This is a genomic window from Nitrosococcus oceani ATCC 19707 (genome assembly GCF_000012805.1).
GTDB classification, from domain to species: Bacteria; Pseudomonadota; Gammaproteobacteria; order Nitrosococcales; family Nitrosococcaceae; genus Nitrosococcus; species Nitrosococcus oceani.
The window spans coordinates 2,688,058-2,712,406 of sequence record NC_007484.1 but is presented as its reverse complement, the minus strand read 5'-3'; the positions used below and the strand labels follow the sequence as shown (position 1 = coordinate 2,712,406).

The window sequence follows — 24,349 nt, the reverse complement described above, 5'->3', positions numbered from 1 at the left end:
GGAGGCAAGCGGCAAAGGGATGATTACTTCGACAGGTATCGGTTCCGGGCTGGATGTGGAAAGCCTGGTGAACCAATTGGTGGCAGCGGAAGGGCGGCCCCAGCAATTGCGCCTCAACCGCCAGGAAGCAAAAATGCAAGCGACTCTTTCCGCCATGGGCACATTAAAGAGTGAGCTGGCAAGCTTCAAGGATGCGGTTTCAAAGCTTGATTCGCCTTCGGCTTTTCAGGCCATCAAGGCCAGCGTTGGCAATAGGGATTTATTGACTGCTTCGGCAGCGGCGAAAGCGGCCACTGGCACCTACAGTGTCGAAGTTCAGCAATTAGCCCAGGCGCAAAAACTCGCTTCCAAAGCCTTCGCCGATTCTAGCGCTGCCTTGGGGACGGGAACCCTGAGTTTTCGTTTCGGTAGCTATGACAATAACACCAATACTTTTACCGGAAATCCTGATAGAACCGCCCAAATCGTGACTATTGATAGCGCCCATAATAGTTTGAGCGGCATTCGGGATGCGGTTAATGAAGCCGATATCGGAGTCCAGGCTAACATTATCAATGATGGAACGGGGGATCGCCTGGTTTTTACCGCTCAAACCATGGGTCTCGCTAATAGCTTGGAAATTACCGTAAGCGATGAGGATGGCAATAATCTGGATGAGAGTGGCCTGTCTCAATTGGCTTATGATCCGACCGGAGCAGATTCAGGGAGCGGGAAAAGTTTAACGGAGACAGTAGCCGCTCAAGATGCCCGTCTAGTGGTCGATGGCTTGACCGTTACTCGTCCCCAAAACACGATTACCGGGATGATCGAGGGGGTAACTTTAGAGCTCAACAGCGCTGAACTTGATTCCCCCACGACACTTACGGTGGCGGCTGATGGGCACATAGCCAGCAAATCGGTGAATGGATTTGTAGAGGCTTTTAATAGTTTGGCGAAGACCTTAAATTCTCTTTCTTCCTATAATCCGGAAACTCAAGAAAAAGGCCCTCTGCTTGGGGATGCAAGTTTACGCGGAATAGAAAACCGCCTCCGGCGGGTTGCTAGCGATACTGTTACCGGTCTGTCTGGCCCTTATCGAACCTTAGCCGATATTGGTATTACCACCCAGCGGGATGGCACCCTGAAACTGGATGAAAGCAAGCTGCAACAGGTGGTTGAATCTGATCCCGAAGCGGTTGCCCGTTTATTTACAGGAGGCGGCAGCAGCTCGGACCCGTTGGTGCGGTTTGTAGAAGCTACCGATGAGGCCCAAGCCGGAGAATTTGCGGTCAACGTTACTCAGCCAGCAACCCAGGGAAAATATACGGGGAACGTCTTTTCTGGAAGCGGTTCACCCATCACTATTGATGCTGATAATGATGAATTTACCCTTAAGGTAGATGGGGGGGAGGCCGTGATGATTTCCTTGACCCAGCAAACCTATAATGATGGGATGGCCCTTGCCCAGGAGATCCAAAGCCAAATTAACGTTAATCCCACTCTAAGCGGGGCCGGAAGCCAAGTAACCATTGAATTCATAAATGATCGCTTTGAAATTCGTTCTAGCCGTTATGGGAGTGGTTCTAACGTTGAAATCCTGGCACTGGATCCTTCGCCCTCGGAGACCACTACCCAAACCTTGGGTCTGACGGTTAAAAGCGGGAATGCGGGGGAAGATGTGGCTGGAACTATCGGTGCTCAGGCGGCAACAGGCTCGGGTCGCTTTCTAACTGGAAGTGATAGGGCAGAAGGTATTCGTCTGGAGATCCTGGGAGAAAGCTCGGGAGCGCGGGGGAGTATCAGCTTTTCCCGGGGAGTAGCAGCCCATCTGAATACTTATTTGGATCAAGTACTGGATTCGGAAGGATTCTTAGAAAATCGCATTGATGGCTTAAATCATCGCATTGGTGATTTCAGCGAGCAGCGGGAAGATTTGGTGCAGCGTTTGGATGCTATTGAGAAGCGTTACCGGGCACAGTTTACGGTACTGGATAGTCTGCTTGGACAACTCCAAACAACGAGCAGTTTTTTAAGTCAGCAAATCGCTAATTTACCCGGAAATAGATCTGCCTAAGGCAGCCGTCTTTGGTTGAAACGGTTGATTTAAATAACCATAAAATTGTCATGATTTTAATGAGGAAACCAACATGATCCAAAATAGAGCACTACAGCAATACCGCCAGATCGGAGCCCAAAGTGCCGTGACCGCCGCTGATCCTCACCGTCTTATCCAAATGTTACTAGAAGGTGCCCTAGAGAAAATTACGGTTGCCAGGGGAGCGATAGCACGTAATGATATTACGCAGAAAGGTGTAAATATTGGCGAAGCCATTGATATTGTCAGTGGTTTGCAAGCAAGCCTGAATCGAGAACGGGGAGCTGAAATTGCTGACAATTTAGATCGTCTTTATGACTATATTATAGGGCGTCTTCTGGAAGCTAACCTCCGTAATGATGTGGCGATCTTAGAGGAAATCGCCTGCCTCTTAGGTGAAATTAAACAGGGGTGGGAGGCAATTTCTACAATGAATACCTCGATAGCAGTCCAGGAGGGAGGCAAAGCCGTTTCCTCTTCTGGCATAAACCCTCGCTAGCTTTTTAGTAAAAGTTCATGACCTTAAGCACTGTTACCGAACGTTCTGTTCTTGAAACTCAGGGTATCGAGGATATCCTCGATACCCTCCTTGCCATAAGTCAGAAGATGCTTTTAAAGGCCCAGGAAAGTGCTTGGCAGGAGCTGGCGGAGTTACAGCTTGAGCGAGATGAAATGTTGCGGTATAGCTTTTCTCAGGAGCAAAGATTGGATACGCCCTCTTTCCCGCCGCAACGCCTAGAACACTTGCTTTTGCTGAATGAAGAAATAGTTACTCTCTGCCAGCAAGAGCGCGATCGTTTTTCCCAAGGAGTAAAAGAATTGCAGCGGGGATCCCACGCTTGTGATATCTATCGCGGCTATATTTTTTAGCTGCGGCCTTCCTGTTGGGGAAGATATCTGAAAATTTTTTAGCTCTAGCACCGCCATTCTCTCTTGACTCATCGTTCTTCCCTCGTTAATGATAATCCTTAGAAATTTGCACTAATTTCCTGCATTTTCTGTTCTCTCGATGCTGGAGACAGGTGCTTGTGGCTGAAATGGAAGAGCTACTCTCGCGTCAACTATTAAGCTGGGAAGGCTTTTACCAAGGCCGGCATCCTCTAAGTTGGTGCTACCTGGAGCTTGGTACGGCAATCAATACCCTTGATGGCCGTGATAATGAGCGGTTGCTAAAGTTCTTGAACAGTTCTAATGCTGGGCCTGCGGACTCATAAATGGGCATCCGGTACTTTGCTCGAAACGCTAGCGTTTGGAGTTAAAGATGGATTTACTGTTTGAGCAGATGGGGCAGCTTTTGGTCCAGGAGAAAGCGCCCCCCAAAAGCTACTCCTATGGGGTTGGCTGCTCAGTGGCTATAGGGGTGGGCACCAGATTTTAGTGGGTTTTGCCGATTTAGACGGTAGAATTCGGGAAGGGTTAGAATAGTTTCTCTTTCCCTGGCACCGTCGTCATGCGGCGCAAGCATTAAGAAATACTTAAATTTCCGGTGCTCATTTTCTCTTCCGGGGATTAACACTTTTGTTGAACCGTAAGGCAGAAAGTTTCGATTTTCCCTGTGGGTATTTGCTCCTTTGCAAAGAAGCTTTTGTCCTTCTTGGCGCGACAGAATTTTGACATTCATTTTATAGGGTGTTTAACTTTCTTTATATAATTTAGAAAGCGTAATAGACCCACAATGGGATTTACTTTATTTTTTTCCTGTTTCAACGTTAAAAGCGGTATGAAAGGCTTGTGATGCCTGCTGATATCGTATTGATTTTGGGAGATAATGGAAAAGAGCATGCTCAAGCTCTGCAAACCATTATCGAGTTCATTGGTTACCGTCCGGTGCTGGTTGAGCAAGGCGAGCAATGGCAAGAAATAGTCACCGATCCCAAGGCTGTTGCGGCGGCGCTAATTGGTAGTTGGAGTGGGGATAAGCAAAAAATAGCTGCCACAATTAAAACATTAAATAATGAAGAAGCGCAGTTACCCGTATTTGTGCTGGTACCAAAGGAAAGTGTTTCAGGTAAAGAATCCTGGCGTTTGCCGGGCGCGCTAGGGAGGCTACGTTATCCTTTTTCCCAAACGGAACTCACCAGCGCTTTGCAGAATGCTGAGCTTTTTCGCGAAGGCCACCAACAAAAAGGGCAAGATAGAAGATCAGTAGAGCTATTTCGGAGCTTGGTGGGCAATAGCCGCGCTACCCGGACTGTTCGTCATCTGATAGAGCAAGTGGCTGATTCCAACGCTACCGTCCTAATTTTGGGAGAGTCCGGGACTGGTAAAGAAGTTGTAGCTCGTAACCTCCATTACCATTCCTCGCGGCGGGGGAATCCCTTTGTGCCAGTCAATTGTGGTGCTATTCCGGGTGAGTTGCTGGAAAGCGAACTCTTTGGTCACGAAAAAGGGGCCTTTACTGGAGCTATCACGGCCCGTCAAGGACGATTTGAGCTGGCGCAAAAGGGAACGTTATTTCTGGACGAGATTGGCGATATGCCCATGGCCATGCAGGTGAAGCTGCTGCGGGTATTGCAGGAGCGGACTTTTGAGCGGGTAGGAAGCAATAAGCTCATTCATGTCGATGTACGTATCATTGCCGCAACCCACCGTAATCTAGAAGAGCAGCTTCAGGAAGGAAATTTCCGCGAGGATCTTTATTACCGCCTCAATGTCTTTCCTATTGAAATGCCCCCTTTGCGAGAGCGAGTCGAAGATATTCCCTTGCTTATCAATGAGATTATTACCCGGATTGAGCATGAAAAAGGCGCCTCTGTTCGTTTAACTCCAGCGGCGGTTATGGCTTTGTGTCAATATCCGTGGCCAGGCAACGTCAGGGAGCTTGCTAATCTGGTTGAGCGTTTGACCATCTTACACCCCTATGGTGTGGTGGATCATTATGATTTACCTGAAAAATACCGAATAGAGGGGGAGGGAATTTCCCCTTCTGCTCCTGAGTTGGCATCCTTAGAGAGGGTTGTGGATACCTTGGAAACTCCCCGCTTGCCACGAGAAGGTTTGGATCTTAAGAAGCACCTTAGCTGCATTGAGCGCTCGCTTATCAAGCAAGCCCTAGAGGAAGCCGACGGTGTAGTGGCTCAAGCTGCTCATCGATTGCGGATGCGGCGTACAACATTGGTTGAAAAACTTCGCAAATATGACATCCAGCGAGAGGATGTTGCGCCAAGAGTTTGACGTCTAGTAAGAAAATAATCGATAATTCACTGATTAATAAGATAATTTATTAGTGGGCACATTTATTGCTTTGTTGTAGGCGCGGGAGGTGAATTTTTGCCGCACCTTTATTAACAAACGAAAATTGGCAGAAAACCAGATAAGCGTTCCGCGCATTTGGTAAATTCATGCAGCGCGTTTTAGGACGGTTTTCGGAGCAAAGGAGTAAATTATGATGCACCCCACGGTTCTGGTCGTTGAGCATGAGCCAGCTCTGCGGGAGGCTTTATGCGCTACCTTGTCTGTCGCTGGTTTTCCAGTAAAGAGTGTTCCTGAAGGAAAGGCAGCCCTAGTCCAGCTGGAAAAAAATAAGCATATTGGCCTTTTACTGAGCGATATTCAAACCCAGCCTTTGGATAGTTCCACACTATTACGCCGGGCAAGAACTCAGAAGCCGGATTTACCAGTGCTGTTCATTGCTGCTCATAGTACCATCCATACTGCTATTGATGCTTTGGATGAGGGTGCTGTGGACTATTTGCTTAAACCTTTTGAAACTAAAGCTCTGCTTGATCGGGTGCGCCGTTACGTGGGGGTATTGAAAAAAGGTGAGCCAGTGGTGGCGGTTGATCCTTGTTTCCGCAGAGTAGTAGCGTTGGCACAACGGGTAGCCAAGAGTGAGGCTACCGTACTCCTTAGTGGTGAGAGTGGCACCGGCAAGGAAGTATTAGCCCGCTATATCTATCGCCAGTCACCCCGTTGTAAAGGCCCATTTGTCGCGATAAATTGTGCTGCTATTCCGGAAAATAGGCTTGAGGCCACCTTATTCGGCTACGAGAAGGGTGCTTTTACGGGTGCCTACCAAGCTCAGCCCGGTAAATTCGAACTGGCCCAGGGAGGCACTTTATTGCTCGACGAGATTTCGGAAATAGACTTGGGTTTGCAAGCAAAGTTACTCCGGGTGTTACAAGAGCGGGAGGTGGAGCGCCTAGGAGGGGGCAAGATGATTCCGCTGGATATACGAATATTGGCCACCACCAATCGTGATTTGCAGGAACAGGTAGCCAACGGCCGGTTCCGAGAGGATCTTTATTATCGTCTAAATGTTTTCCCCCTGTATTTACCTCCTCTGCGGGAACGCAGCAAAGATATCTTACCCCTTGCCCGACGCTTGGCTGCCGCCCGTGCGGCAGAAAATGGCCGCGTTTTATCCCGCTTTTCTTTGGCTGCTGAAAAAAAATTACTGGCCTATCCATGGCCGGGCAATATTCGTGAATTGGACAACGTTATCCAGCGGGCCATGATTTTAGCGGATGAGGATGAATTAACGCTCCAGTCGCTGGTTTTTGATGCAGGAATATGGGCAACCCCCATTTCAGGTGAAGCTAGAGAGCTTAATAAAAATCTCAAAGACCATGAAAAACAGTTTATTTTGGAAACCTTGGGACAGTGCAATGGGCGGCGGAAACAGGCAGCCGTTCGGCTAGGAGTTAGTGAGCGAACCCTACGTTATAAGTTAGCTCGGCTACGGGAGGCAGGCGTCGTTATCCCTGATTTTCCTAGTTCAAGGCTTGCGTGTTAACTTGGGGCCCTATTTAGAGTAATTAGGCTAGCTGAGGAGAAATTCTGCCATGGAATCTATTAATAGTACCCAACTTCTAGAGCAAATGCGGGCAGCTACCGCTCTAGCCAAGAATAATTCGGCCAGTACCGCTGGGGAACTTCCAGAGGGTGAATTTGCCACGCTTTTTAGGCAGGCCATTGACTCTGTCAATCAATTTCAACAGCAGTCCAGCGAGCTACAGACGGCTTTTGTGCGAGGCGATAGCAATGTTGATTTGGCGGAGGTCATGATCGCCTCTCAAAAATCCACTGTTTCTTTTCAGGCGGCGCTTCAAGTTCGTAATCGTCTTGTCTCCGCCTATCAAGAGATCATGAATATGCAAATTTAAATATTTGGGGCTAAGTTAGGAACAAGGGGTAGTTTGAATCGAGTAATAAGGGTAGGTTTCGGTAGGATTTTTTCCTCCGCCGCTTCCAAATCCGCTTCTCTGGAATCATGATTGATGGCAGATACTAACACTAGTAGTAATCCACCTGCTGTTACTTCGGAAGCATTGCCGGTTGCCAGTACGCGTTTAGCCGCATTGCAAGCTAATATAGGCCGCTTGTCTTTACAGAAGCAAGTAGGGCTATTGCTAGCCATCGCCGCTAGCGTGGCGCTTGTGGTAGGCATCTTTATGTGGTCTTGGGCGCCTACTTACCAAGTTATGTATGGTGCCGTGACGGGCAAGGAGAAAGGGGAGATCGTTGCGGCACTGCAAAAGGCGAATATTGAATACCGGCTAGCGGAAAATACCGGGGCAATTATGGTGCCGGCTTCCAAAGTGCATGAGGTGAGGCTGCAATTGGCGATGGAAGGGTTACCGCGCAGTGCCGACACGGGTTTTGAACTCTTAGAGCAGAATCCAGGTTTTGGCGCTAGTGAGTTTCTGGAGAAGGCCCGTTATCAGCGGGCCTTGGAAGGGGAGTTGGCCCGGACCATCGGTGCCTTGAATAATGTTAGAAATGCTCGAGTCCATTTGGCGTTACCGAAGCAATCCGTTTTTATCCGTAATCGCAGAGCGCCTTCAGCTTCGGTAGTTTTGGATCTCTATGCCGGACGCACGCTTGATCCCGGGCAAGTGGCCGCGATCACCCACTTAGTTGCTTCCAGTATTCCCAATTTGGAGAGTAGTGGTGTAACGTTGGTGGATCAAAGAGGCAATTTGCTGACCCGGCAAGACCGTTCCCAATCTCTGGGGATGACAGAGGGCCAATTCGAGCATACCCGGCGTTTAGAAGAGAAATATATTAGCCGAATCCAGCATATTCTAGCCCCTATGATCGGCTCCAATAAGGTTCGGGCCCAGGTGGTTGCCGAGGTGGATTTTACGGTCACGGAACAAACCCAAGAATACTATAATCCCGGATCGGCCGCTTTGCGCAGTGAGCAGATGTCGGAGGAGGAGCGCACTGGGAGCCGTCTTCCCCAGGGAATTCCGGGAGCACTGAGCAATCAGCCGCCGGCTGATGCCCAAGCACCCGAAACTGTTCCAGAGGCTAACGGCGATGAAGCCCAGATAGAACCCGTCCCCACAACGCGCAGTCAAAGGGCCACGCGGAACTACGAACTGGACCGCACTATCAGCCACAGCCGGTTAAGCCCTGGATCTATTCGGCGTCTTTCAGTGGCTGTCCTGGTGGACGAGAAAGCGGTGACGGATGCTGAAGGCGCTGTCAGCACTTTGCCTCGTTCACCCCAGGAGCTTGCCCAGGTGACCGCCCTGGTGAAAGAAGCCGTGGGTTTTAATGCCGAGCGAGGTGATACCATTAATGTGATTAATGCCCCTTTTGTACCAGCTAACGAGGAGGAAGCCTTCCCAGAGCTTTCCCTTTGGCAGCAGGATTGGTTTTGGCAAGCCGTCAAACAGGGGGGAGGTATTTTAGCTATATTGCTTTTGTTGCTGGGAGTATTGCGCCCCGCTTTTCGCCGGCTGACCGCTTTACCTGAGCCTGTAGCTCTGTCTGCCATCCCCAACAAGGACGAAGAGGAAAGTGATGACGGACTACAAGAGGATCAACTAAGCCTGAGCAGTAATAAACCAACCCTTCAGCTATCAGGACCCCATTCGTTGGAAGCGAACTTGGAGATTGTTCGTGAAATGGCCACCGGTGACTCTAGACGTGTGGCCCAGGTTGTAAAAAACTGGTTGGTCAGTGATGTCTGAGAGCAAGCTCACGGGCGCTGAACGAGCGGCAATCCTGCTGCGCGCCTTAGGTGAGCGCGGCGCTGCCGAGGTTCTTAAACATTTAGCGCCAAAGGAGGTCCAAATGGTTGGAACGACCATGGCGACGCTCCAGGGTATCACCAAGGAACAGGTGAATGAAATATTACAGGAGTTTGCAGGAATGATGCAGGAAGAAACCGCTTTTGGGATAGGCGCCGATGATTATATTCGAGGTATGCTGCAAAATGCTTTGGGGGAGGATAAGGCTAGTTCGCTGATCAATCGTATTCTCTCGGGTAGTAACACTGCTGGTATTGAGCAGCTGGGATGGATGGATGCCCATTCCATCTATCAGGTGGTCCATTCGGAACACCCCCAAATTATCGCGATTGTACTCTCTTTTTTAGAAAGCGCTCAGGCAGCCGAAGTGTTGTCCCTGTTTCCTGAACAGGTGCGGACCAATATCCTGGTGCGTGTTGCTACCTTGGGAAACGTGCAGCCTTCCGCTCTAGGAGAACTTAACCAAGTTCTGGAACGGCAGTTCTCTGGTAACAACACTCATTTGAAAGCTTCTTCAGTGGGCGGTCTCAAGGCTGCGGCAGGTATCCTTAATTTACTTGATAGCGCTATAGAAAGCGATATCTTAGCGCAAATCAAGGAAACTGATGCCCAATTGGGACAGAATATTGAAGATCTCATGTTTGTTTTTGATAACCTTTTGGAGGTGGATGATCGGGGGATTCAGTTCTTGCTGCGGGAGGTTTCTTCCGAAATATTGATCATTGCCCTAAAAGGAGCTACCGAAGCGCTTAAACAGAAAATATTTAAAAACATGTCTAAGCGGGCGGCGGAGATGTTGCGCGAAGATCTGGAAAGTAAGGGGCCGGTACGCTTGAGCGAAGTTGAAGCAGCCCAGAAAGAGGTGCTTGCTATTGCCCGGCGTCTAGCTGAAGCGGGAGATATTTCCCTAGGAGGCGGTGGCGATGAATACATCTAAGTTTTTGCGCCCAGGTGATTTGACTGCCTATGAGCGGTGGGAATTACCGCTAGTAGAGGAGGAAGAACCTGGGCAAGGCCGTCAGCCAGGACGGCGTGGCTGGGATAATGAGGCGGCCGGTACAGAGGGATCGTATTCAGAAAGCGGGGAGCAGGAACAAGAGGAAAGAGCAACGTCTGCGACATTAACGGTAGAGCAGCTGGAAGCGATCCAGAAACAGGCTCATGAGGAAGGCTTCAATACGGGTTTGATAGAAGGCCGGAAGGCGGCGCAAGCAGAATTAGAGCAAAAGGTGGCCCGCCTTGAGCGGTTAATGGCAGCGTTAAGTGCGCCTCTCCAGTGGCTCGATGAAACCGTAGAAGAAGAATTGGTGCAGCTTGCAGTCGCTATGGCCCGCCAGCTTATCCGCCGGGAACTCAAAACTCAACCCAGCGAGGTGGTGGCGGCAGTACGGGAAGGTTTGAGCTATCTTCCGTCCCAGGCACGTTATGTACGGTTGCTGCTGCATCCTGATGATGTAGGAATTGTTCGTTCCGCCTTATCCCTTTCTGAGGAAGAACGGCGATGGCAAGTGGTGGAAGATCCCTCTCTCTCTCGGGGAGGATGCCTGCTTGAGACTGAGCATTCAAGAATAGATGCCAAGGTTGAGACCCGATTAAACGCTGCCATTGCAAAAGTGCTTGGTGGCGAACGGAGAGACGATCAAGGGAGTGGTTGAAATCGTTTCCAAACCTCCTTTACTGGGAGGGCGCTGGCAGCACGCCCTGGCTGGGTGCAGGGAGCGCTTAGCCCGAGATACAGCACCTTTGGTCACGGTTGAGGGGCGGCTTACCCGAATGGTGGGGCTGACCTTGGAGGCAGTGGGATGTCAACTGCCAGTGGGAGGGCGTTGCCATATTCTGAGGCAGGAAAGGTTACCTGTGGAAGCCGAAGTGGTTGGGTTTGCCGGAGAAAGACTCTTTTTGATGCCTATCGGCGACCCGCGGGGGCTGGTGCCCAATGCCCCTGTTATTCCCCTTCGTCATGGCGGCAGGATGGCGGTTGGAGAGGCGTTGCTAGGCCGGGTTTTGGATGGCGGGGGACGTCCTTTGGATGATTTGGGTCCTCTTCGCGCTACCCATCGCGTTTCGTTGGAAGGGCAGCCCATCAATCCCTTGGCGCGGCAGCCTATTAGAGAGCCCATGGATGTAGGAGTAGCTGCTATCAATGCTTTGCTGACTATTGGCCGGGGTCAACGGATGGGACTATTTGCTGGTAGCGGAGTGGGTAAAAGCGTCTTACTGGGAATGATGACCCGCTATGCTAAGGCCGATGTTATCGTGGTGGGTTTGATTGGCGAGCGTGGCAGGGAAGTCCAGGAATTTATTGAAAATATTCTGGGCAAGGAGGGCCTAGCGCGCTCCGTGGTGGTAGCAACCCCGGCGGATCATTCTCCCTTGATGCGTATTCACGGCGCAATGCTGGCGACTAGTATTGCTGAATATTTTCGAGATCAAGGCAAACAGGTGCTGCTATTGATGGATTCTCTGACTCGTTTTGGTCATGCCCAACGGGAGCTAGCTCTGGCTATTGGCGAGCCGCCAGCAACTCGCGGTTATCCTCCCTCTGTATTTGCCAAAATTCCCCAATTGCTGGAAAGGGCAGGCAATGGACGCTCGGGCAGCGGCAGTATTACTGCTTTTTATACGGTTCTCACTGAAGGGGACGATCCTAATGATCCCGTGGCTGACTCGGCGCGGGCCATCCTGGATGGTCATATTGTATTGTCCCGGCGCTTAGCGGAAGCGGGCCATTACCCGGCCATTGACATTGAAGCGTCGATTAGCCGGGTGATGAGTCAGATTACGGTACCAGAGCATCAGCAGGCCGCTCAGCAGTTTAAGCAAATTTATTCTCTATATAGCCAAAACCAAGATCTTATCAGTGTGGGCGCCTATAGCCGCGGCAGTGATTCCCGACTTGATGAGGCAGTTGATAGGCAGCCTCAATTTCGTTCGTTTTTGCAGCAAGATATGTCCCAATCATTCTCTGTGAAAGAGAGCCTGGAAAGGCTTCAGCAGGCTTTAAAGGCAAAGCCAGCACCAAAAGTGGCGGCACCTGCCATCAATGTTGGGGGGGCTTCCAGGCAATTTAATAGTGGAGGCTATTCGTGACTCGTTCCCGCCGTTTATATTCCTTGCTGCGCGTGGCTGCAACTCAGGAGCAGCAGGCGGCTAAAGTATTAGGAGAAACCCAGCATTTGTTCCAGCAGCAACAGCACCAGCTGGGGGAGATGAGTGACTATCGGGAAGAGTATGCGCAGCGTTGCCAATCCGTGGGCCGGAATGGCATCAGCGCCCAGCAGCTACAGCAGCTGCAAAGTTTTTTGGCCCGGCTGGATCAAGCTATTTACCAACAAAAGCAGCAGGTAGAACGGTCTTCGCAATTGTTGGAGCAGAAGCGCAAGGGGTGGTTTGCGGTACGTAGTCAGGTGAAGGCTTTGGAGAAGCTTCAGGATCGTTACCAGCGGGAAGAGCGGAATTTAGCAGCTTATCATGAGCAGGCGGAGATGGATGATCGTAATCAGCATAATTTTAGGGTGGAGGGTACCGACAATTTTTAGTCGTTTGCAGGCAATCATGGTACGCATATAAGTGGAGTATAAGGGTAAATGACAACGCCGGATTTTTGGGTCACGCCACTTGCTTCTTCCTCATCCGCTTCGGTGGGAAAGCTTGGGGTGAATTCTGGAGATTCCCTTTCTGGCGAGTCAGAAGCAGCGGTGAGCGTCAATTTTCCTGCCCAGCTTGAGGAAGTGGCTTCCGAACTTAGCTGGTTACCGGAGAAGCAGCCATCTTCTGCGGGATTGGAGGGGAAAAAAGCAGATGCAGGAGGTGAAATAAACCTTTCTCAGGAATTATTGGGCCTAGAACAAGAAGCAGGGGAGCAGGACTCTCCAGGGTTTGGTCTATCATTACTAGCATCGACGGTCTCAATGGCAGCCGGTTTTAGTCATTTTCCGCCGATGGCGGAGGCTTTTCAAAGCAGTCCTGGAAGTGCGGATTTACCCGAAATCATAGTCTCTGGTTCTCAATCCGCGGCACAAAGCTCACTGTTGATTACAAGGGATATTGATGGAGCTCCTAGCGGTATTTCCCCTGATTCAAGCAAGCCAGTAAACTCAGCTGTTAATCTAGTATTATCTGGTCAGCCGCAAAATTTGATAAATCAAAAAGCTACTAACACGCCAGAGGTACCTGCTCTAACAGGTGCTGTTTTGGGACCAACTTTGAAAACCCCTGTGGGAGGCGCGGGGCTGCCAGTGCCTCTTAGCCAGCTTGGTTTGGATGGCAGCAAGGAGGGGGCTTTACCGGCGCCATTACATGGGAAGGAATCGGGAACAGAAAACTCCCTCCCAATAGGGGAGGATTTCAAGCTTAGTTCTGGCTTAGATGTATCCACAGCGGAAATGGATTCCCAGCTGTTTCTGGGCCATCGTGATTCGAGTACTAATCTTAGGGGAGGTCTGCCGGTGACAGTGGCGATGGAAGCCCCGGCTCAAGGGGATTCTCAGGTGCTGATGGCGCCCGCGCCATTACGGGACAGGCCGTCGTTAGCAGTATCTCCGGCTCCATTGAACTCCGGCTTTACTGAGGCTGCGATTTCCAATCTCTCTGCTAGTAGGGACAATCCAATGGGGCTGACCCTGGAATCCGCGATCCAGGAGTCAGGATGGGGAGAAGAACTTGGCGAGCGGATGACTTGGCTGGTCAAAGATAAGCTGCAATTTGCGGAACTGCGGCTCACCCCCTCCCACCTTGGTCCCCTGGAGGCACGTATTAATATGCACCATGATGAAGCAAGTATCACTTTCCATGCGCCCCAAGCGGCAGTTCGTGAAGCCTTGGAAGCAGCCCTTCCCCGCTTACGGGAATCCTTTGCGGAGCAAGGGCTGAATTTAGTCAATGTGGACGTCTCTCAGCAAGGATTTTCTGGACAGCAGAGGCAAGCGGCTCAGTCTAAAAACTTGCAGGCGACTTTAACTGAAGAATCCCCCGAAACCGCTGCTTCGGAGGATTCAGCAGGAGGTATGCGCCTTTTTGCCCAGCAAGGTGGCGTGGATTACTATGCGTGAGGGTGACATTAGACATTCGAAATTTCTGCCTCAATTGCTCTCAGGGCCATCATGGGATCAGGGGCTGCGGTGATGGGTCGGCCAATGACCAGGTAATTGGCCCCTTTTGCCAGCGCTTCCCTGGGTGTTAGTACCCGCTGTTGATCTTTTGGAGCCGCGCCGGCGGGGCGAATTCCTGGAGTAACTAGTAAGAATTCTTTCCCTAAGGTTTGTCGGAGCGCCGGGGCTTCTTGGCCGGAGCATACTATCCCGTCGAGGCCCGCTTCCTGGGTGAGCAGGGCTAGTTGCAGTACATTATCTTCAGGTGTTCCCGCTAATCCTATTTGGCTCAAGGCCGCCTGATCCATGCTGGTTAAGACGGTGACAGCGATTAGTTGGGGGTGGGAGGGGTGATTAGCCAGTGCCTCCTGGGCAGCCTTCATCATGGATAACCCGCCTAGGGCATGGATATTGAGCATCCATACCCCCAAATCGGCAGCGGCAAGACAGGCGCGGGCAACCGTATGGGGGATGTCATGGAATTTTAAATCGAGAAAGATAGGAAAGCCTTGGGCAGCAAGGCGCTTTACTAATGAGGGCCCGGCCCGGGTAAATAATTCTTTGCCTACCTTTAGCCGGCATTGGGCAGGATCGAGCTGGCGGACGAGGCTTAGTGCTTGTTCCTCGTTGGGATAATCCAAGGCAATAATAATACGAGACTTTTCCATAATATTCTCCAGTGATTTAATGCAGAGCTGAGGGAGCCTACCGTTGCAGGCTGATTCTTGCTCCTGGTTTTGGTTATGTTCTAGACCTTCAGTGCTCTGACAGGAGCTTCTTACCATACCGGTTTCTGCCCTGGCCAAATATGTTATCCTCTGGGGGCTTCAGCTTTTACCTCCATTCATCAAGGGTTATTGCGCAAAAAATGGAATTTGAATTGCTGTCCTGCGGGGGGGCGGCCCGACGGGGACGTCTTCGTTTTCCTCGAGGGAGCGTGGAGACGCCGGCTTTTATGCCTGTGGGGACTTATGGCACGGTTAAAGCAATGACGCCGGAGGAATTACGTACCGGAGGGGCTGAGATTGTCCTAGGTAATACCTTTCATCTAATGCTGCGTCCCGGAACCCAAGTCATCGCCAAGCATGGAGGGCTGCATGGCTTCATGCATTGGGATGGCCCCATTTTAACCGACTCAGGAGGGTTTCAGGTCTGGAGCCTAGGTGCGATGAGAAAAATTACCGAGCGGGGGGTGAATTTCCGTTCTCCCGTGGATGGTCGTCTGATTTTTCTGGGGCCGGAGGAGTCTATTGCTGTGCAGCGGGAGTTGGGGGCGGATATTGTAATGGTTTTTGATGATTGCACCCCTCACCCTGTAAGCGAAGAGGTAGCCCGCCAATCCATGGAGTTGTCCCTGCGATGGGCAGCCCGCTCCCGGGAAGCCCATGGAGATTCTCCGGCGGCTTTGTTTGGGATCATTCAGGGGGGGATGTATGAGCATTTGCGGGAAGAGTCGTTGCAGGAGCTGCTAACAATTGGCTTTGAGGGGTATGCTGTCGGTGGCTTATCTGTGGGAGAACCAAAAGAAGATAGGGAGCGGATTTTGACTGCTATCGTTTCCCGGATGCCGGCGGATAAACCCCGCTATCTGATGGGCGTGGGTCGGCCGGAAGATATTGTGGAGGCGGTGCGGCGGGGAATGGATATGTTTGATTGCGTCATGCCTACCCGCAATGCTCGCAATGGCCATCTTTTTGTCCGGGAAGGGGTCATCCGTATCCGCAATAGCACCTATCGCAAAGATACTCGGCCTTTAGATGAGAGTTGCACCTGCTATACTTGCCGCCACTATAGCCGGGCTTATTTACATCATTTAGACAAGTCTCGGGAAATCCTTGGCGCGCGTCTCAACACGATTCATAATTTGCACTATTATCAAGCCCTGATGGAACAGCTCCGCCAGGCAATTGAGCAAGACGGTTTGGAACGGTTTAGCGCTGAGTTTTATGCTGCACGTGTGCAGGACCGTTTGTCTGTGTCATAATCAACGGTTTAATTTGATTCGGGAGGCAAGTTAGGTGTCAAATATGCTAGATTTTTTTATCTCATCAGCTTGGGCTCAAGAGGCAGCGGGGCCATCACCCCAGGCAGGGATGTTTAACATTATTTTCCTAGTGGTCTTATTGGTTCTATTCTATTTTCTTTTGATTCGACCCCAGCAAAAACGGGCTAAAGAGCACCGTAAGCTGGTGGAAGGACTGCAAAAGGGGGATGAGGTCATGATCGAGGGGGGCATTATGGGGCGCATTACCGAATTGGCGGAGAGTTCCATGACCATGGAAATCAGCGAGAACGTTGAAATCAAAGTCCGGCGCCAATCCATTGCCTCGGTATTGCCCAAAGGCACCCTTGAAAAACTCTAGCGAACGCTTAAATTAATTATTTTCGATGAACCGTTATCCTCTTTGGAAAAACCTGCTCGTAGTGGCAGTAGTGCTTGTTGGTATCCTTTATGCTGTGCCCAATTTGTTTGGCGATACCCCAGCTTTGCAGATTTCGGCGACTCGTGGTGCGAGTCTCAAACCAGAGACTTTGGCCCGGGTGGAACGGTTGCTCCAGGAGCAGGGTTTGGATTACCAATCGGTTCGCTTGGAAGATCAGCGCCTCTTGGTCCGCCTTCGCCGCCTGGAAACTCAACTCAAAGCTCAGGATGCTCTTAGGGCAGAATTGGGTTCCGACTATTCAATTGCCCTGCACTTGTCACCCGCTACCCCGGATTGGTTGCGAGCTATTGGGGGATTACCCATGAACTTGGGTTTGGACCTCCGTGGCGGCGTGCATTTTTTGATGGAGGTAGACATGGAAGCCGCGGTCCAGCAGGCTGAGGAGCGCTATGTGGAAGATCTGCGGTCCTTGTTGCGGGAAAATAAAATACGTTACCTCAGCATTGGGCGATTGGGCGCAGGCGGAGTAGAGATTAAATTTCGTAATGAACAACAACGTGAGCAAGCGGAAACGCTCATCCACGATGAGTATTTCGATTTGTTGTTAGAGCCGGCGGAGGGGGAGCGAGCCCCCCGTCTGGAAATTAAGCTAAGCGAAAAGGAACAACGGGAGATCCAGCGCTTGGCTTTACAGCAAAATATTACCACCTTACGTAATCGGATTAATGAACTCGGCGTGGCGGAACCCACTATTCAGCAGCAAGGGGAGAACCGTATTGTAGTGCAGCTGCCGGGTGTTCAGGATACGGCTCGGGCCAAGGAGATTTTAGGGGCAACGGCAACCTTGGAATTTCGCCTGGTGGATACAAGTCACGACGTTCAGCGAGCAGTGGAAGGAAGAGTGCCAGTAGGCTCCCGCTTGTATCATGAGCGTGGCGGAGCCCCTATCTTGCTAAAGAAGCGGGTAATATTGACGGGTGATCATGTTACAGATGCGTCTTCGGGGATTGAGCAGCAAGGCGGTAGCCCAGCGGTGTTTGTCTCTCTGGATGGGCAAGGAGCCCGACATTTCAGTCAAGTAACGGGAGAGAATATTGGCAAGCCCATGGCGGTGGTCTTTATAGAGACCAAGTCCGAGATCCGGATGGAGGAGGGGGAGCCAGTCAAAGTTCGCCGCCGGGTACCTGAGGTGATCAATGTGGCCACCATTCGGGATCAACTCAGCAAACGTTTCCAGATCACGGGTCTCGATTCTACTGAGGAAGCCCGTAATTTAGCTTTGTTATTGCGGGCAGGTGCATTAGCGGCGCCCATTGATATCGTTGAGGAACGGACCATCGGCCCAAGCTTGGGACAGGATAATATCGACAAGGGTTTTCAGTCTGTACTGATAGGTTTTGCCTTGGTGCTGGTGTTTATGGCTCTTTATTACCGGGTTTTTGGTCTCGTTGCCAATTTGGCTCTGGCCGCCAATCTGGTGCTGGTGGTTTCGCTTCTCTCTATGCTGCAAGCGACTCTGACGTTGCCGGGTATTGCCGGTATCGTACTCACGGTAGGTATGGCAGTCGATGCTAACGTATTGATTTTTGAGCGTATTCGCGAGGAACTTCGAAATGGCAGCAGCCCTCAGGCGAGTATCGAGGCAGGTTATGCCAATGCCTTATCCACTATTGTGGACGCTAATATCACTACCTTAATAACCGCGGTTGTCCTGTTTGGGTTTGGGACGGGCCCTATCAAGGGGTTTGCGGTTACGTTATCCTTGGGTATTCTGACTTCTATGTTTACCGCGATTGTGGGGACCCGGGCCGTAATTAATTTGATTTATGGAAGGCGGCGTAAAGTAAAGTTGTCTATCTGAGGCACGGACATGAAACTACTTAAAAAAAATCTCCGTATTGATTTCATGGGCAAGCGCCGCCTTGCCTTTGCATTTTCCCTGGCGTTGCTTCTTATTTCTATAAGCTCGCTGATTTTTCAGGGACTGAGTTTTGGCATTGATTTCACCGGCGGAACTTTATTGGAAGTGGGTTATGAACAGCCGGTAGAACTATCGGATGTGCGCCAGAATTTGGAAGAAGCAGGGTTCGGTGGTGCCATTGTGCAGCATTTTGGCACCACGCGGGATGTATTGATTCGCTTGGCGCCGGAAGCTGAACGCAGCAGTGCCGAGGTTAGCGAGGAAATATTGGCCACCTTGCAGAAAAGCCGTGATAATCCGGCCACCATGCGGCGGGTGGAGTTCGTGGGTCCTAAGGTGGGGAAAGATCTCACCGAGCAGGGAGGACTCGCGGTACTCTATGCGCTAATTGGCATTTTGATTTATGTTGCCTTGCGCTTCGAGTACCGGCTTGCCATTGGTTCGGTGGTTGCCTTGATACACGATGTGATTATCGTGCTGGGTCTGTTCTCCCTCCTGCATTTTGAGTTTGATCTTACCGTACTGGCAGCGATTCTTGCGGTCATTGGTTATTCCCTTAACGATACTATCGTGGTGTCGGATCGGATCCGGGAAAATTTCCGCAAAATACGGAAGGGGACAGCAAAGCAAATAATTAATACCTCTATAAACCAGACTTTATCCCGTACCATAATGACCTCTTTGACCACCTTGCTCGTTCTCTTTGCTCTATTTTTATTTGGCGGCGAAACAATCCATAGTTTTTCCACCGCTCTTATTGCGGGCATTGTGGTAGGCACTTATTCTTCAATTTATGTTGCCACTCCCATGGCTCTGGCCTTAGGAATTAGTAAAGCGGATCTGGCTTCTACTCCCAAGGAAGGAAAAAAGCTGGATGAGCGGCCTTAAAGGAGGATGAGATTTCGCCTATTGCTGCTGGGGAGATAGTAAGATCCTATATTTTTTTATTCCTTGAAGAGAGAATTTCTCCGGGATGCTGAGGTATTTCATAGCCTTGTGCTTATTGCGTGCTAGTCCTGCTGATGCTCCCCCATCGTCAGGCTTGCTGACTCAGACTCTGTTAGTGTATCTGGGCATCGGCTGGTTGATTTCCATGCTTCATTTGGAATTTGCCAACGGGTTGCTGTCCAGCCTCGTGGATACTGTTCTATTAATCGGTATGACTGGGGGGTTGCTGGCAGTACGGGGTTACAAATCCCGTTTGCAGCAAACCTTAATTGCCCTAATGGGCGCTGGAATTATTCTTGGAATTTTAGCTTTTCCCCTGTTGCTATGGTTAAATGCGGCGCAGCAGGCTGAGCTCCCACCGGGGTTGGTCTCGTTATTGCTGCTAGTTTTAATGATTTGGAGCTTGGCGGTAACTGCCCACATTATGCGTCAAGCATTATCGGTCTCCTTTACGGTGGGAATACTGGTGGCGGTAATTTATGCGCTGGTTTCCATTCGAGTCATGGATTTTCTTTTTCCCCCTATGTAAGGGGGGCGCCGTTAATGCATCTCCACATTCTCGGGATTTGTGGCACGTTTATGGCCGGCTTGGCACTTTTAGCCCGAGAGCGCGGATTTCATGTCAGTGGCTCGGACGCCAGTGTTTACCCTCCTATGAGCGAGCAACTACAGGCAGCCGGTATTGGGATTCATGAAGGTTATAGTGCGGCGGCTTTAGATCCCCCGCCAGATTTAGTGGTGATAGGTAATGCGCTTTCCCGTGGTAATCCGGCTGTCGAATATGTTCTTGCCCAGGGACTGCCTTATACTTCAGGACCCCAGTGGCTAGCTGAGCAGATTTTACAGGGGCGGTGGGTGTTAGCGGTAGCGGGTACCCATGGCAAAACGACGGCCAGCAGCCTTCTGGCTTGGATACTGGAATATGCAGGCCATGGACCAGGGTATCTTATTGGTGGGGTTCCGCAAAATTTTGGTGCTTCGGCCCGTTTGGGCCGGAGTCCCTATTTTGTTGTTGAAGCGGATGAATATGATACGGCATTTTTCGATAAACGCTCTAAGTTTATTCATTATCGCCCCCGCACTCTTATTCTAAATAACCTAGAATATGATCATGCCGATATTTTTCCCCACCTAGAGGCTATCCAACAGCAATTTCACTATCTGGTGCGCACGGTACCTAATAATGGCCTTATCCTTGTTCCATCCGGGGATAAGGCTTTAGCAACCGTACTAAGCATGGGATGTTGGACTCCGGTTGTGAACATGGGCATAGCTGGAGGGGTTGGCTCTGCTTTAGCCGCGCGTGCCGTGGCTGATGATGGTAGTAACTTCGAAGTTTGGTATGAGAATTCTTGTCAAGGTCAGGTCCATTGGCCGTTGCTTGGCCACCATAATGTGGCGAATGGCTTGGCGGCTATTGGCGCCGCCCGCCATGCGGGGGTGCCTATTGGCCAGGGTTGCCAGGCACTGGAACGATTCCAAGGGGTACGACGGCGTCTAGAAGTATGCGGTAAGGTAAATGGAGTTACCGTCTATGACGATTTTGCGCACCACCCAACCGCTATTTCTAAGACGTTGGCAGGATTACGGGCACGGGTTGGCAAAGCTCGTATTATTGCCGTATTGGAGCCACGCTCCAATACCATGAAGCTAGGTGTCCATAAGGATAGCTTGGCACCGGCATTAGCGTTGGCGGATCGGGTACTCATTTACCAACCCTCCGATATTAAATGGTCCTTGATTCCCATAGTACACGCTCTTGGTCCTAATAAGGCATCGGCGTTTTTTGACATTCAGGCTATTGTGGATAATTTACGCACCTATGTTCAAGGCGGTGATCATATCGTGTTGATGAGTAACGGGAATTTTAGCCACATTCAGCAGCAATTGTTGAAGGCTCTGCGAGAGGAGGGGGAGGGGCGTTGAACCCTAGCGAGATAGCGGTGGCTATGACTGGCGCTTCCGGGATTGTCTACGGACTGCGGTTATTGGAATGTTTGCTTAAGGCAGAGATTTCTGTACACCTTTTGATTTCTAGTGCCGCCCAGACGGTGGTGGCAATGGAAACTAATTTGCGCTTCCCTCCACGCCCCCGGGATTTGCAGAGATACTTAGCAACTCATTTTTCGGTAGCCCCTGAACTACTTCACTGTTATAGCGAGATTCAGTGGACTGCTCCGCTAGCAAGCGGTTCTCACCGCATTCAAACAATGGTGATTTGCCCCTGCACAGTAGGAGCGGTTTCAGCTATTGTGCGTGGCGCCAATGATAATCTTATCGAGCGAGCGGCCGATGTTATGCTGAAGGAGCAGCGCAAGTTGATATTGGTACCTCGGGAGGCTCCATTTTCTGTGATCCATTTGGAAAACATGCTGAGCCTAGCCCGGCTTGGAGCGGTTATTCTTCCCGCAAATCCTGGTTTTTACCATCAACCTCGTCGGGTTGAAGACCTGGTCGATTTTATCGTAGCGCGGATTCTTGATCACGCGGGGGTTGAACATCATTTACTGGCTCGATGGGGTGAAGCTACTCCATATTAGTAAGTTAGATAGGAGCTTATGATGTGATGCCTAGGGCTAAAATACTTTTCCTTTTTTAATCCAAAAATCAGAATGAGGCGTGGCCAGTGTCCTGCTTTAATTTCGTTCTAAACGCCAAGCCGCGATGATGAGTACGAGTCCTATGCCCGCTGATAGCCAGCTGAGAAGAGGTATTCCAGCTATCATGATCAAGGTGTAGTTGCTGAGGCTATGGATAATAGCTGCTCCTATCAGACATGCTGCGCCTGCTACAGCAGCGGTGGTACGCAAACTAGCATAGCGTATTTCTCGGTGCAGTTCTCTTAAATCATCAGGAGAGAGTCGTACCTGTAAACGTCCTTTGCTGGCTTGTTTTGCTACCTCGTGGATGAGCAGGGGAAGTTCAGGTAAAGTAGCCGCCCATTGGGGAGCGTTAAGCCGCAGGCTGTTGTAGGCTGCGCGGGGACCCGCCTGATCGCTCATCCAGCGTTCTAAGATCGGTTTGGCCGTTTGCCATAAATCTAAATCTGGGTAGAGGACGCGGCCTAGGCCCTCAATATTCAATAAGGTTTTTTGTAGTAAAACCAACTGAGGTTGTATCTCCATATGGAAGCGGCGAGCAGTTTGAAATAGCCGTATGAGTAATTGACCAAAGGAGATTTCCTTTAGGGGACGGTCAAAAATAGGTTCGCAAACACTGCGAATGGCGGACTCAAACTCATCCACTCGGGTACCTGCGGGTACCCAGCCGGCATCCACATGAAGTTCGGCCACGCGCCGATAATCATGATTAAAAAAGGCCAGAAAGTTTTCTGCTAGGTAACGTTGGTCCTCCGGGCCTAAAGTTCCCATAATGCCAAAATCAAGAGCAATATAATTGGGATTTTGGGGATTTTCGGTGGAGACTAGGATATTTCCTGGATGCATATCGGCGTGGAAGAAATTGTGACGAAAAACCTGGGTAAAGAAAATTTCCACGCCGGTTTCAGCTAGTCGCTTGAAATTTATCCCATAACGCTGAAGTTCATCGATATTATTGATAGGAATGCCTTGAACTCGCTCCATGACGAGCACATTGGGGCGAGTATAATGCCAATGAACGAGTGGGACGTAGAGCTTATTGGAACCGGTGAAATTACGCCGCAATTGAGAAGCAGAAGCTCCTTCTCGGAGCATGTCTAATTCATCATAGAGATTCTTTTCTAGTTCTGCCACGATTTCACGAGGGCGCAGCCGGGGTCCTTCTGACCAATACCGTTCAGCAAGGTTGGCTAACATATAGAGAAGATCTACATCACCTTGGATAACCCGCTTAATCCCTGGTCGCACGACTTTAACAACTACCATGCTGCCATCATGTAGTTGAGCAGCGTAAACTTGAGCAATAGAGGCTGATGCTAATGGCTTTTCGTCAAAAGAGGCAAATACTTCTGAAAGGCGCTGGCCGTAAGCTGTTTCAATAATCTCTTTTGCCTTTTCGCTAGGAAAAGGGGCTACCTGATCTTGTAGCAAGGTTAACCCTTCAGCGATATCGTCGGCTAATAGATCACGGCGGGTAGATAGCAGTTGGCCAAATTTGACGAAAATAGGCCCAAGATCTTCCAAGGTACGGCGGATTCGCACTCCTCGAGGTGCTGCAGCGGCTGTTTTACGCCAGTGTTCTGGATTGAAGTAAATCAAAAAACGTAGGGGACGAAATAGGCGTGTGGCGAGGATAACCTCATCTAGTCCGTGGCGTAGCAGAGTCCAATTAATATACCCTAAGCGCAGAAACTGGCTAATGACGTTCATAGCAGTCGTTGTAATCGTTGGACTCGCGCTTCCAGTCGGCTTGAATCAGCCCGAAGGCGGTCAATTTCATCAAGAAAGGTGGTGACTTTGGCGTGATTAGGTAATAATTGGCTTTCTTCACGTAAATATTCTGCGAGATCTTGGCCGAGAGTGCCCGCGGCCCTTTGGCACCAAGCTTTAAAGCCGCGCATCCTGTTTCCAATTTGATGAGCGAGAAGGTCACCCGTATAGTGGGACAGTAATTCTTCCAGGTCCAGGTCAAATCCTTGAAGCAGGGTTCTAAGTTTTCGGCCAAGCTCTATATCGCCATGAATTTGCACCTCACCGGTGAGCAAAGGGCTAGAATCGCTGGGAGTTATTGCCATCCGCAGGAGATTCAAAGGCGTGCCTGATAGAGTTGCAACAGGGGGTGAATCGGAGGAAGTAGCTAATAAAATGCCCTCGGCTGTAGGCTCAATAAAAATTTGCAAATCTAAGCCTCGTAACTCAACAGCAATGCACTGACCTGATATAGCCGCTACCTGAGCCAAGGTATCAGGATCAAGACGTAATGAAGCATTAACCGAGGCTTCAATGGGGGCCAATAATATAGAGGGCAGGTACACGGTGCTAGGCGTCTTATAGATCCAAAAGAGTTAA

Annotated in this window: 23 protein-coding genes; 20 read left to right on the top strand and 3 right to left on the bottom strand. The window is 50.4% G+C overall.

Annotated features, from left to right (window positions below):
* The first annotated feature begins 19 nt into the window (after positions 1-19).
* The 13 genes from fliD to NOC_RS12580 all read left to right on the top strand — a co-directional run bounded on the left by fliD (position 20) and on the right by NOC_RS12580 (position 14,108).
* Positions 20-2,053 carry a flagellar filament capping protein FliD gene (gene fliD / locus NOC_RS12640; protein WP_011330942.1) on the top strand — a complete coding sequence of 678 codons (2,034 nt, stop codon included), beginning with the start codon at positions 20-22 and terminating at the stop codon, positions 2,051-2,053.
* 73 nt (positions 2,054-2,126) lie between these two features.
* The gene (gene fliS, locus NOC_RS12635; RefSeq protein WP_011330941.1) at positions 2,127-2,573 is read left to right on the top strand and encodes a flagellar export chaperone FliS; all 447 of its coding nucleotides are present in this window, start codon (positions 2,127-2,129) and stop codon (positions 2,571-2,573) included.
* Between the two features lie 17 nt (positions 2,574-2,590).
* Positions 2,591-2,944 (top strand): flagellar protein FliT, encoded by a 354-nt coding sequence (gene fliT, locus NOC_RS12630; protein ID WP_011330940.1) that lies wholly within the window; start codon positions 2,591-2,593, stop codon positions 2,942-2,944.
* A 158-nt stretch (positions 2,945-3,102) separates the two neighbouring features.
* Positions 3,103-3,288: a hypothetical protein gene (locus NOC_RS12625; protein ID WP_041345947.1), complete on the top strand. Its 186-nt coding sequence runs from the start codon at positions 3,103-3,105 to the stop codon at positions 3,286-3,288.
* Positions 3,289-3,808: 520 nt separating this feature from the next.
* Entirely contained in the window at positions 3,809-5,248 is a 1,440-nt protein-coding gene (locus tag NOC_RS12620) for a sigma-54 dependent transcriptional regulator (RefSeq protein WP_011330939.1), read from the top strand.
* A 211-nt stretch (positions 5,249-5,459) separates the two neighbouring features.
* The gene (locus tag NOC_RS12615; protein WP_011330938.1) at positions 5,460-6,809 is read left to right on the top strand and encodes a sigma-54-dependent transcriptional regulator; all 1,350 of its coding nucleotides are present in this window, start codon (positions 5,460-5,462) and stop codon (positions 6,807-6,809) included.
* 49 nt (positions 6,810-6,858) lie between these two features.
* Positions 6,859-7,179 (top strand): flagellar hook-basal body complex protein FliE, encoded by a 321-nt coding sequence (gene fliE / locus NOC_RS12610; RefSeq protein WP_002811527.1) that lies wholly within the window; start codon positions 6,859-6,861, stop codon positions 7,177-7,179.
* 114 nt (positions 7,180-7,293) lie between these two features.
* The gene (fliF, locus tag NOC_RS12605) at positions 7,294-8,997 is read left to right on the top strand and encodes a flagellar basal-body MS-ring/collar protein FliF (RefSeq protein WP_002811173.1); all 1,704 of its coding nucleotides are present in this window, start codon (positions 7,294-7,296) and stop codon (positions 8,995-8,997) included.
* Positions 8,990-9,994 (top strand): flagellar motor switch protein FliG, encoded by a 1,005-nt coding sequence (gene fliG, locus NOC_RS12600; RefSeq protein ID WP_002808955.1) that lies wholly within the window; start codon positions 8,990-8,992, stop codon positions 9,992-9,994. The genes fliF and fliG overlap by 8 nt, the downstream gene beginning before the upstream one ends.
* Positions 9,981-10,712, top strand: a complete 732-nt coding sequence (locus NOC_RS12595) for a flagellar assembly protein FliH (protein WP_002809395.1) — start codon at positions 9,981-9,983, stop codon at positions 10,710-10,712. The genes fliG and NOC_RS12595 overlap by 14 nt, the downstream gene beginning before the upstream one ends.
* On the top strand, positions 10,705-12,147 hold the full coding sequence (fliI, locus tag NOC_RS12590; protein WP_002810662.1) for a flagellar protein export ATPase FliI: 1,443 nt from the start codon (positions 10,705-10,707) through the stop codon (positions 12,145-12,147). Before NOC_RS12595 ends, fliI begins: the two co-directional genes overlap by 8 nt.
* A complete protein-coding gene (fliJ, locus tag NOC_RS12585) occupies positions 12,144-12,596 on the top strand; it encodes a flagellar export protein FliJ (RefSeq protein WP_002809114.1) in 453 nt (150 codons plus the stop codon). The genes fliI and fliJ overlap by 4 nt, the downstream gene beginning before the upstream one ends.
* 48 nt (positions 12,597-12,644) lie before the next feature.
* Positions 12,645-14,108, top strand: coding sequence for a flagellar hook-length control protein FliK (locus tag NOC_RS12580; RefSeq protein WP_002811407.1), 1,464 nt, complete (start codon positions 12,645-12,647; stop codon positions 14,106-14,108).
* 8 nt (positions 14,109-14,116) lie between these two features.
* Here the strand turns inward: NOC_RS12580 and pyrF are convergent, their stop codons facing one another.
* Positions 14,117-14,815, bottom strand: a complete 699-nt coding sequence (pyrF, locus tag NOC_RS12575; RefSeq protein WP_002810910.1) for an orotidine-5'-phosphate decarboxylase — start codon at positions 14,813-14,815, stop codon at positions 14,117-14,119.
* Positions 14,816-15,015: 200 nt separating this feature from the next.
* Between pyrF and tgt the strand changes: the two genes are divergently transcribed.
* The 7 genes from tgt to NOC_RS12540 all read left to right on the top strand — a co-directional run bounded on the left by tgt (position 15,016) and on the right by NOC_RS12540 (position 21,940).
* Positions 15,016-16,131 (top strand): tRNA guanosine(34) transglycosylase Tgt, encoded by a 1,116-nt coding sequence (tgt, locus tag NOC_RS12570; RefSeq protein ID WP_036497595.1) that lies wholly within the window; start codon positions 15,016-15,018, stop codon positions 16,129-16,131.
* A 43-nt stretch (positions 16,132-16,174) separates the two neighbouring features.
* Entirely contained in the window at positions 16,175-16,510 is a 336-nt protein-coding gene (gene yajC / locus NOC_RS12565) for a preprotein translocase subunit YajC (protein WP_002809928.1), read from the top strand.
* Positions 16,511-16,535: 25 nt separating this feature from the next.
* Positions 16,536-18,392, top strand: a complete 1,857-nt coding sequence (gene secD / locus NOC_RS12560) for a protein translocase subunit SecD (RefSeq protein ID WP_002808508.1) — start codon at positions 16,536-16,538, stop codon at positions 18,390-18,392.
* 9 nt (positions 18,393-18,401) lie between these two features.
* The gene (gene secF, locus NOC_RS12555) at positions 18,402-19,340 is read left to right on the top strand and encodes a protein translocase subunit SecF (RefSeq protein ID WP_002811519.1); all 939 of its coding nucleotides are present in this window, start codon (positions 18,402-18,404) and stop codon (positions 19,338-19,340) included.
* Between the two features lie 85 nt (positions 19,341-19,425).
* Entirely contained in the window at positions 19,426-19,929 is a 504-nt protein-coding gene (locus NOC_RS12550; RefSeq protein ID WP_011330936.1) for a hypothetical protein, read from the top strand.
* 14 nt (positions 19,930-19,943) lie between these two features.
* Positions 19,944-21,326, top strand: coding sequence for a UDP-N-acetylmuramate:L-alanyl-gamma-D-glutamyl-meso-diaminopimelate ligase (gene mpl / locus NOC_RS12545; protein WP_011330935.1), 1,383 nt, complete (start codon positions 19,944-19,946; stop codon positions 21,324-21,326).
* Positions 21,323-21,940, top strand: a complete 618-nt coding sequence (locus tag NOC_RS12540) for a flavin prenyltransferase UbiX (protein WP_002810273.1) — start codon at positions 21,323-21,325, stop codon at positions 21,938-21,940. Before mpl ends, NOC_RS12540 begins: the two co-directional genes overlap by 4 nt.
* Positions 21,941-22,036: 96 nt before the next feature.
* Here NOC_RS12540 and ubiB read toward each other — a convergent pair whose 3' ends face one another.
* The gene (gene ubiB / locus NOC_RS12535) at positions 22,037-23,710 is read right to left on the bottom strand and encodes a ubiquinone biosynthesis regulatory protein kinase UbiB (RefSeq protein WP_002809900.1); all 1,674 of its coding nucleotides are present in this window, start codon (positions 23,708-23,710) and stop codon (positions 22,037-22,039) included.
* On the bottom strand, positions 23,707-24,315 hold the full coding sequence (locus NOC_RS12530; protein WP_002811054.1) for a ubiquinone biosynthesis accessory factor UbiJ: 609 nt from the start codon (positions 24,313-24,315) through the stop codon (positions 23,707-23,709). Before NOC_RS12530 ends, ubiB begins: the two co-directional genes overlap by 4 nt.
* Positions 24,316-24,349: the final 34 nt, after the last annotated feature.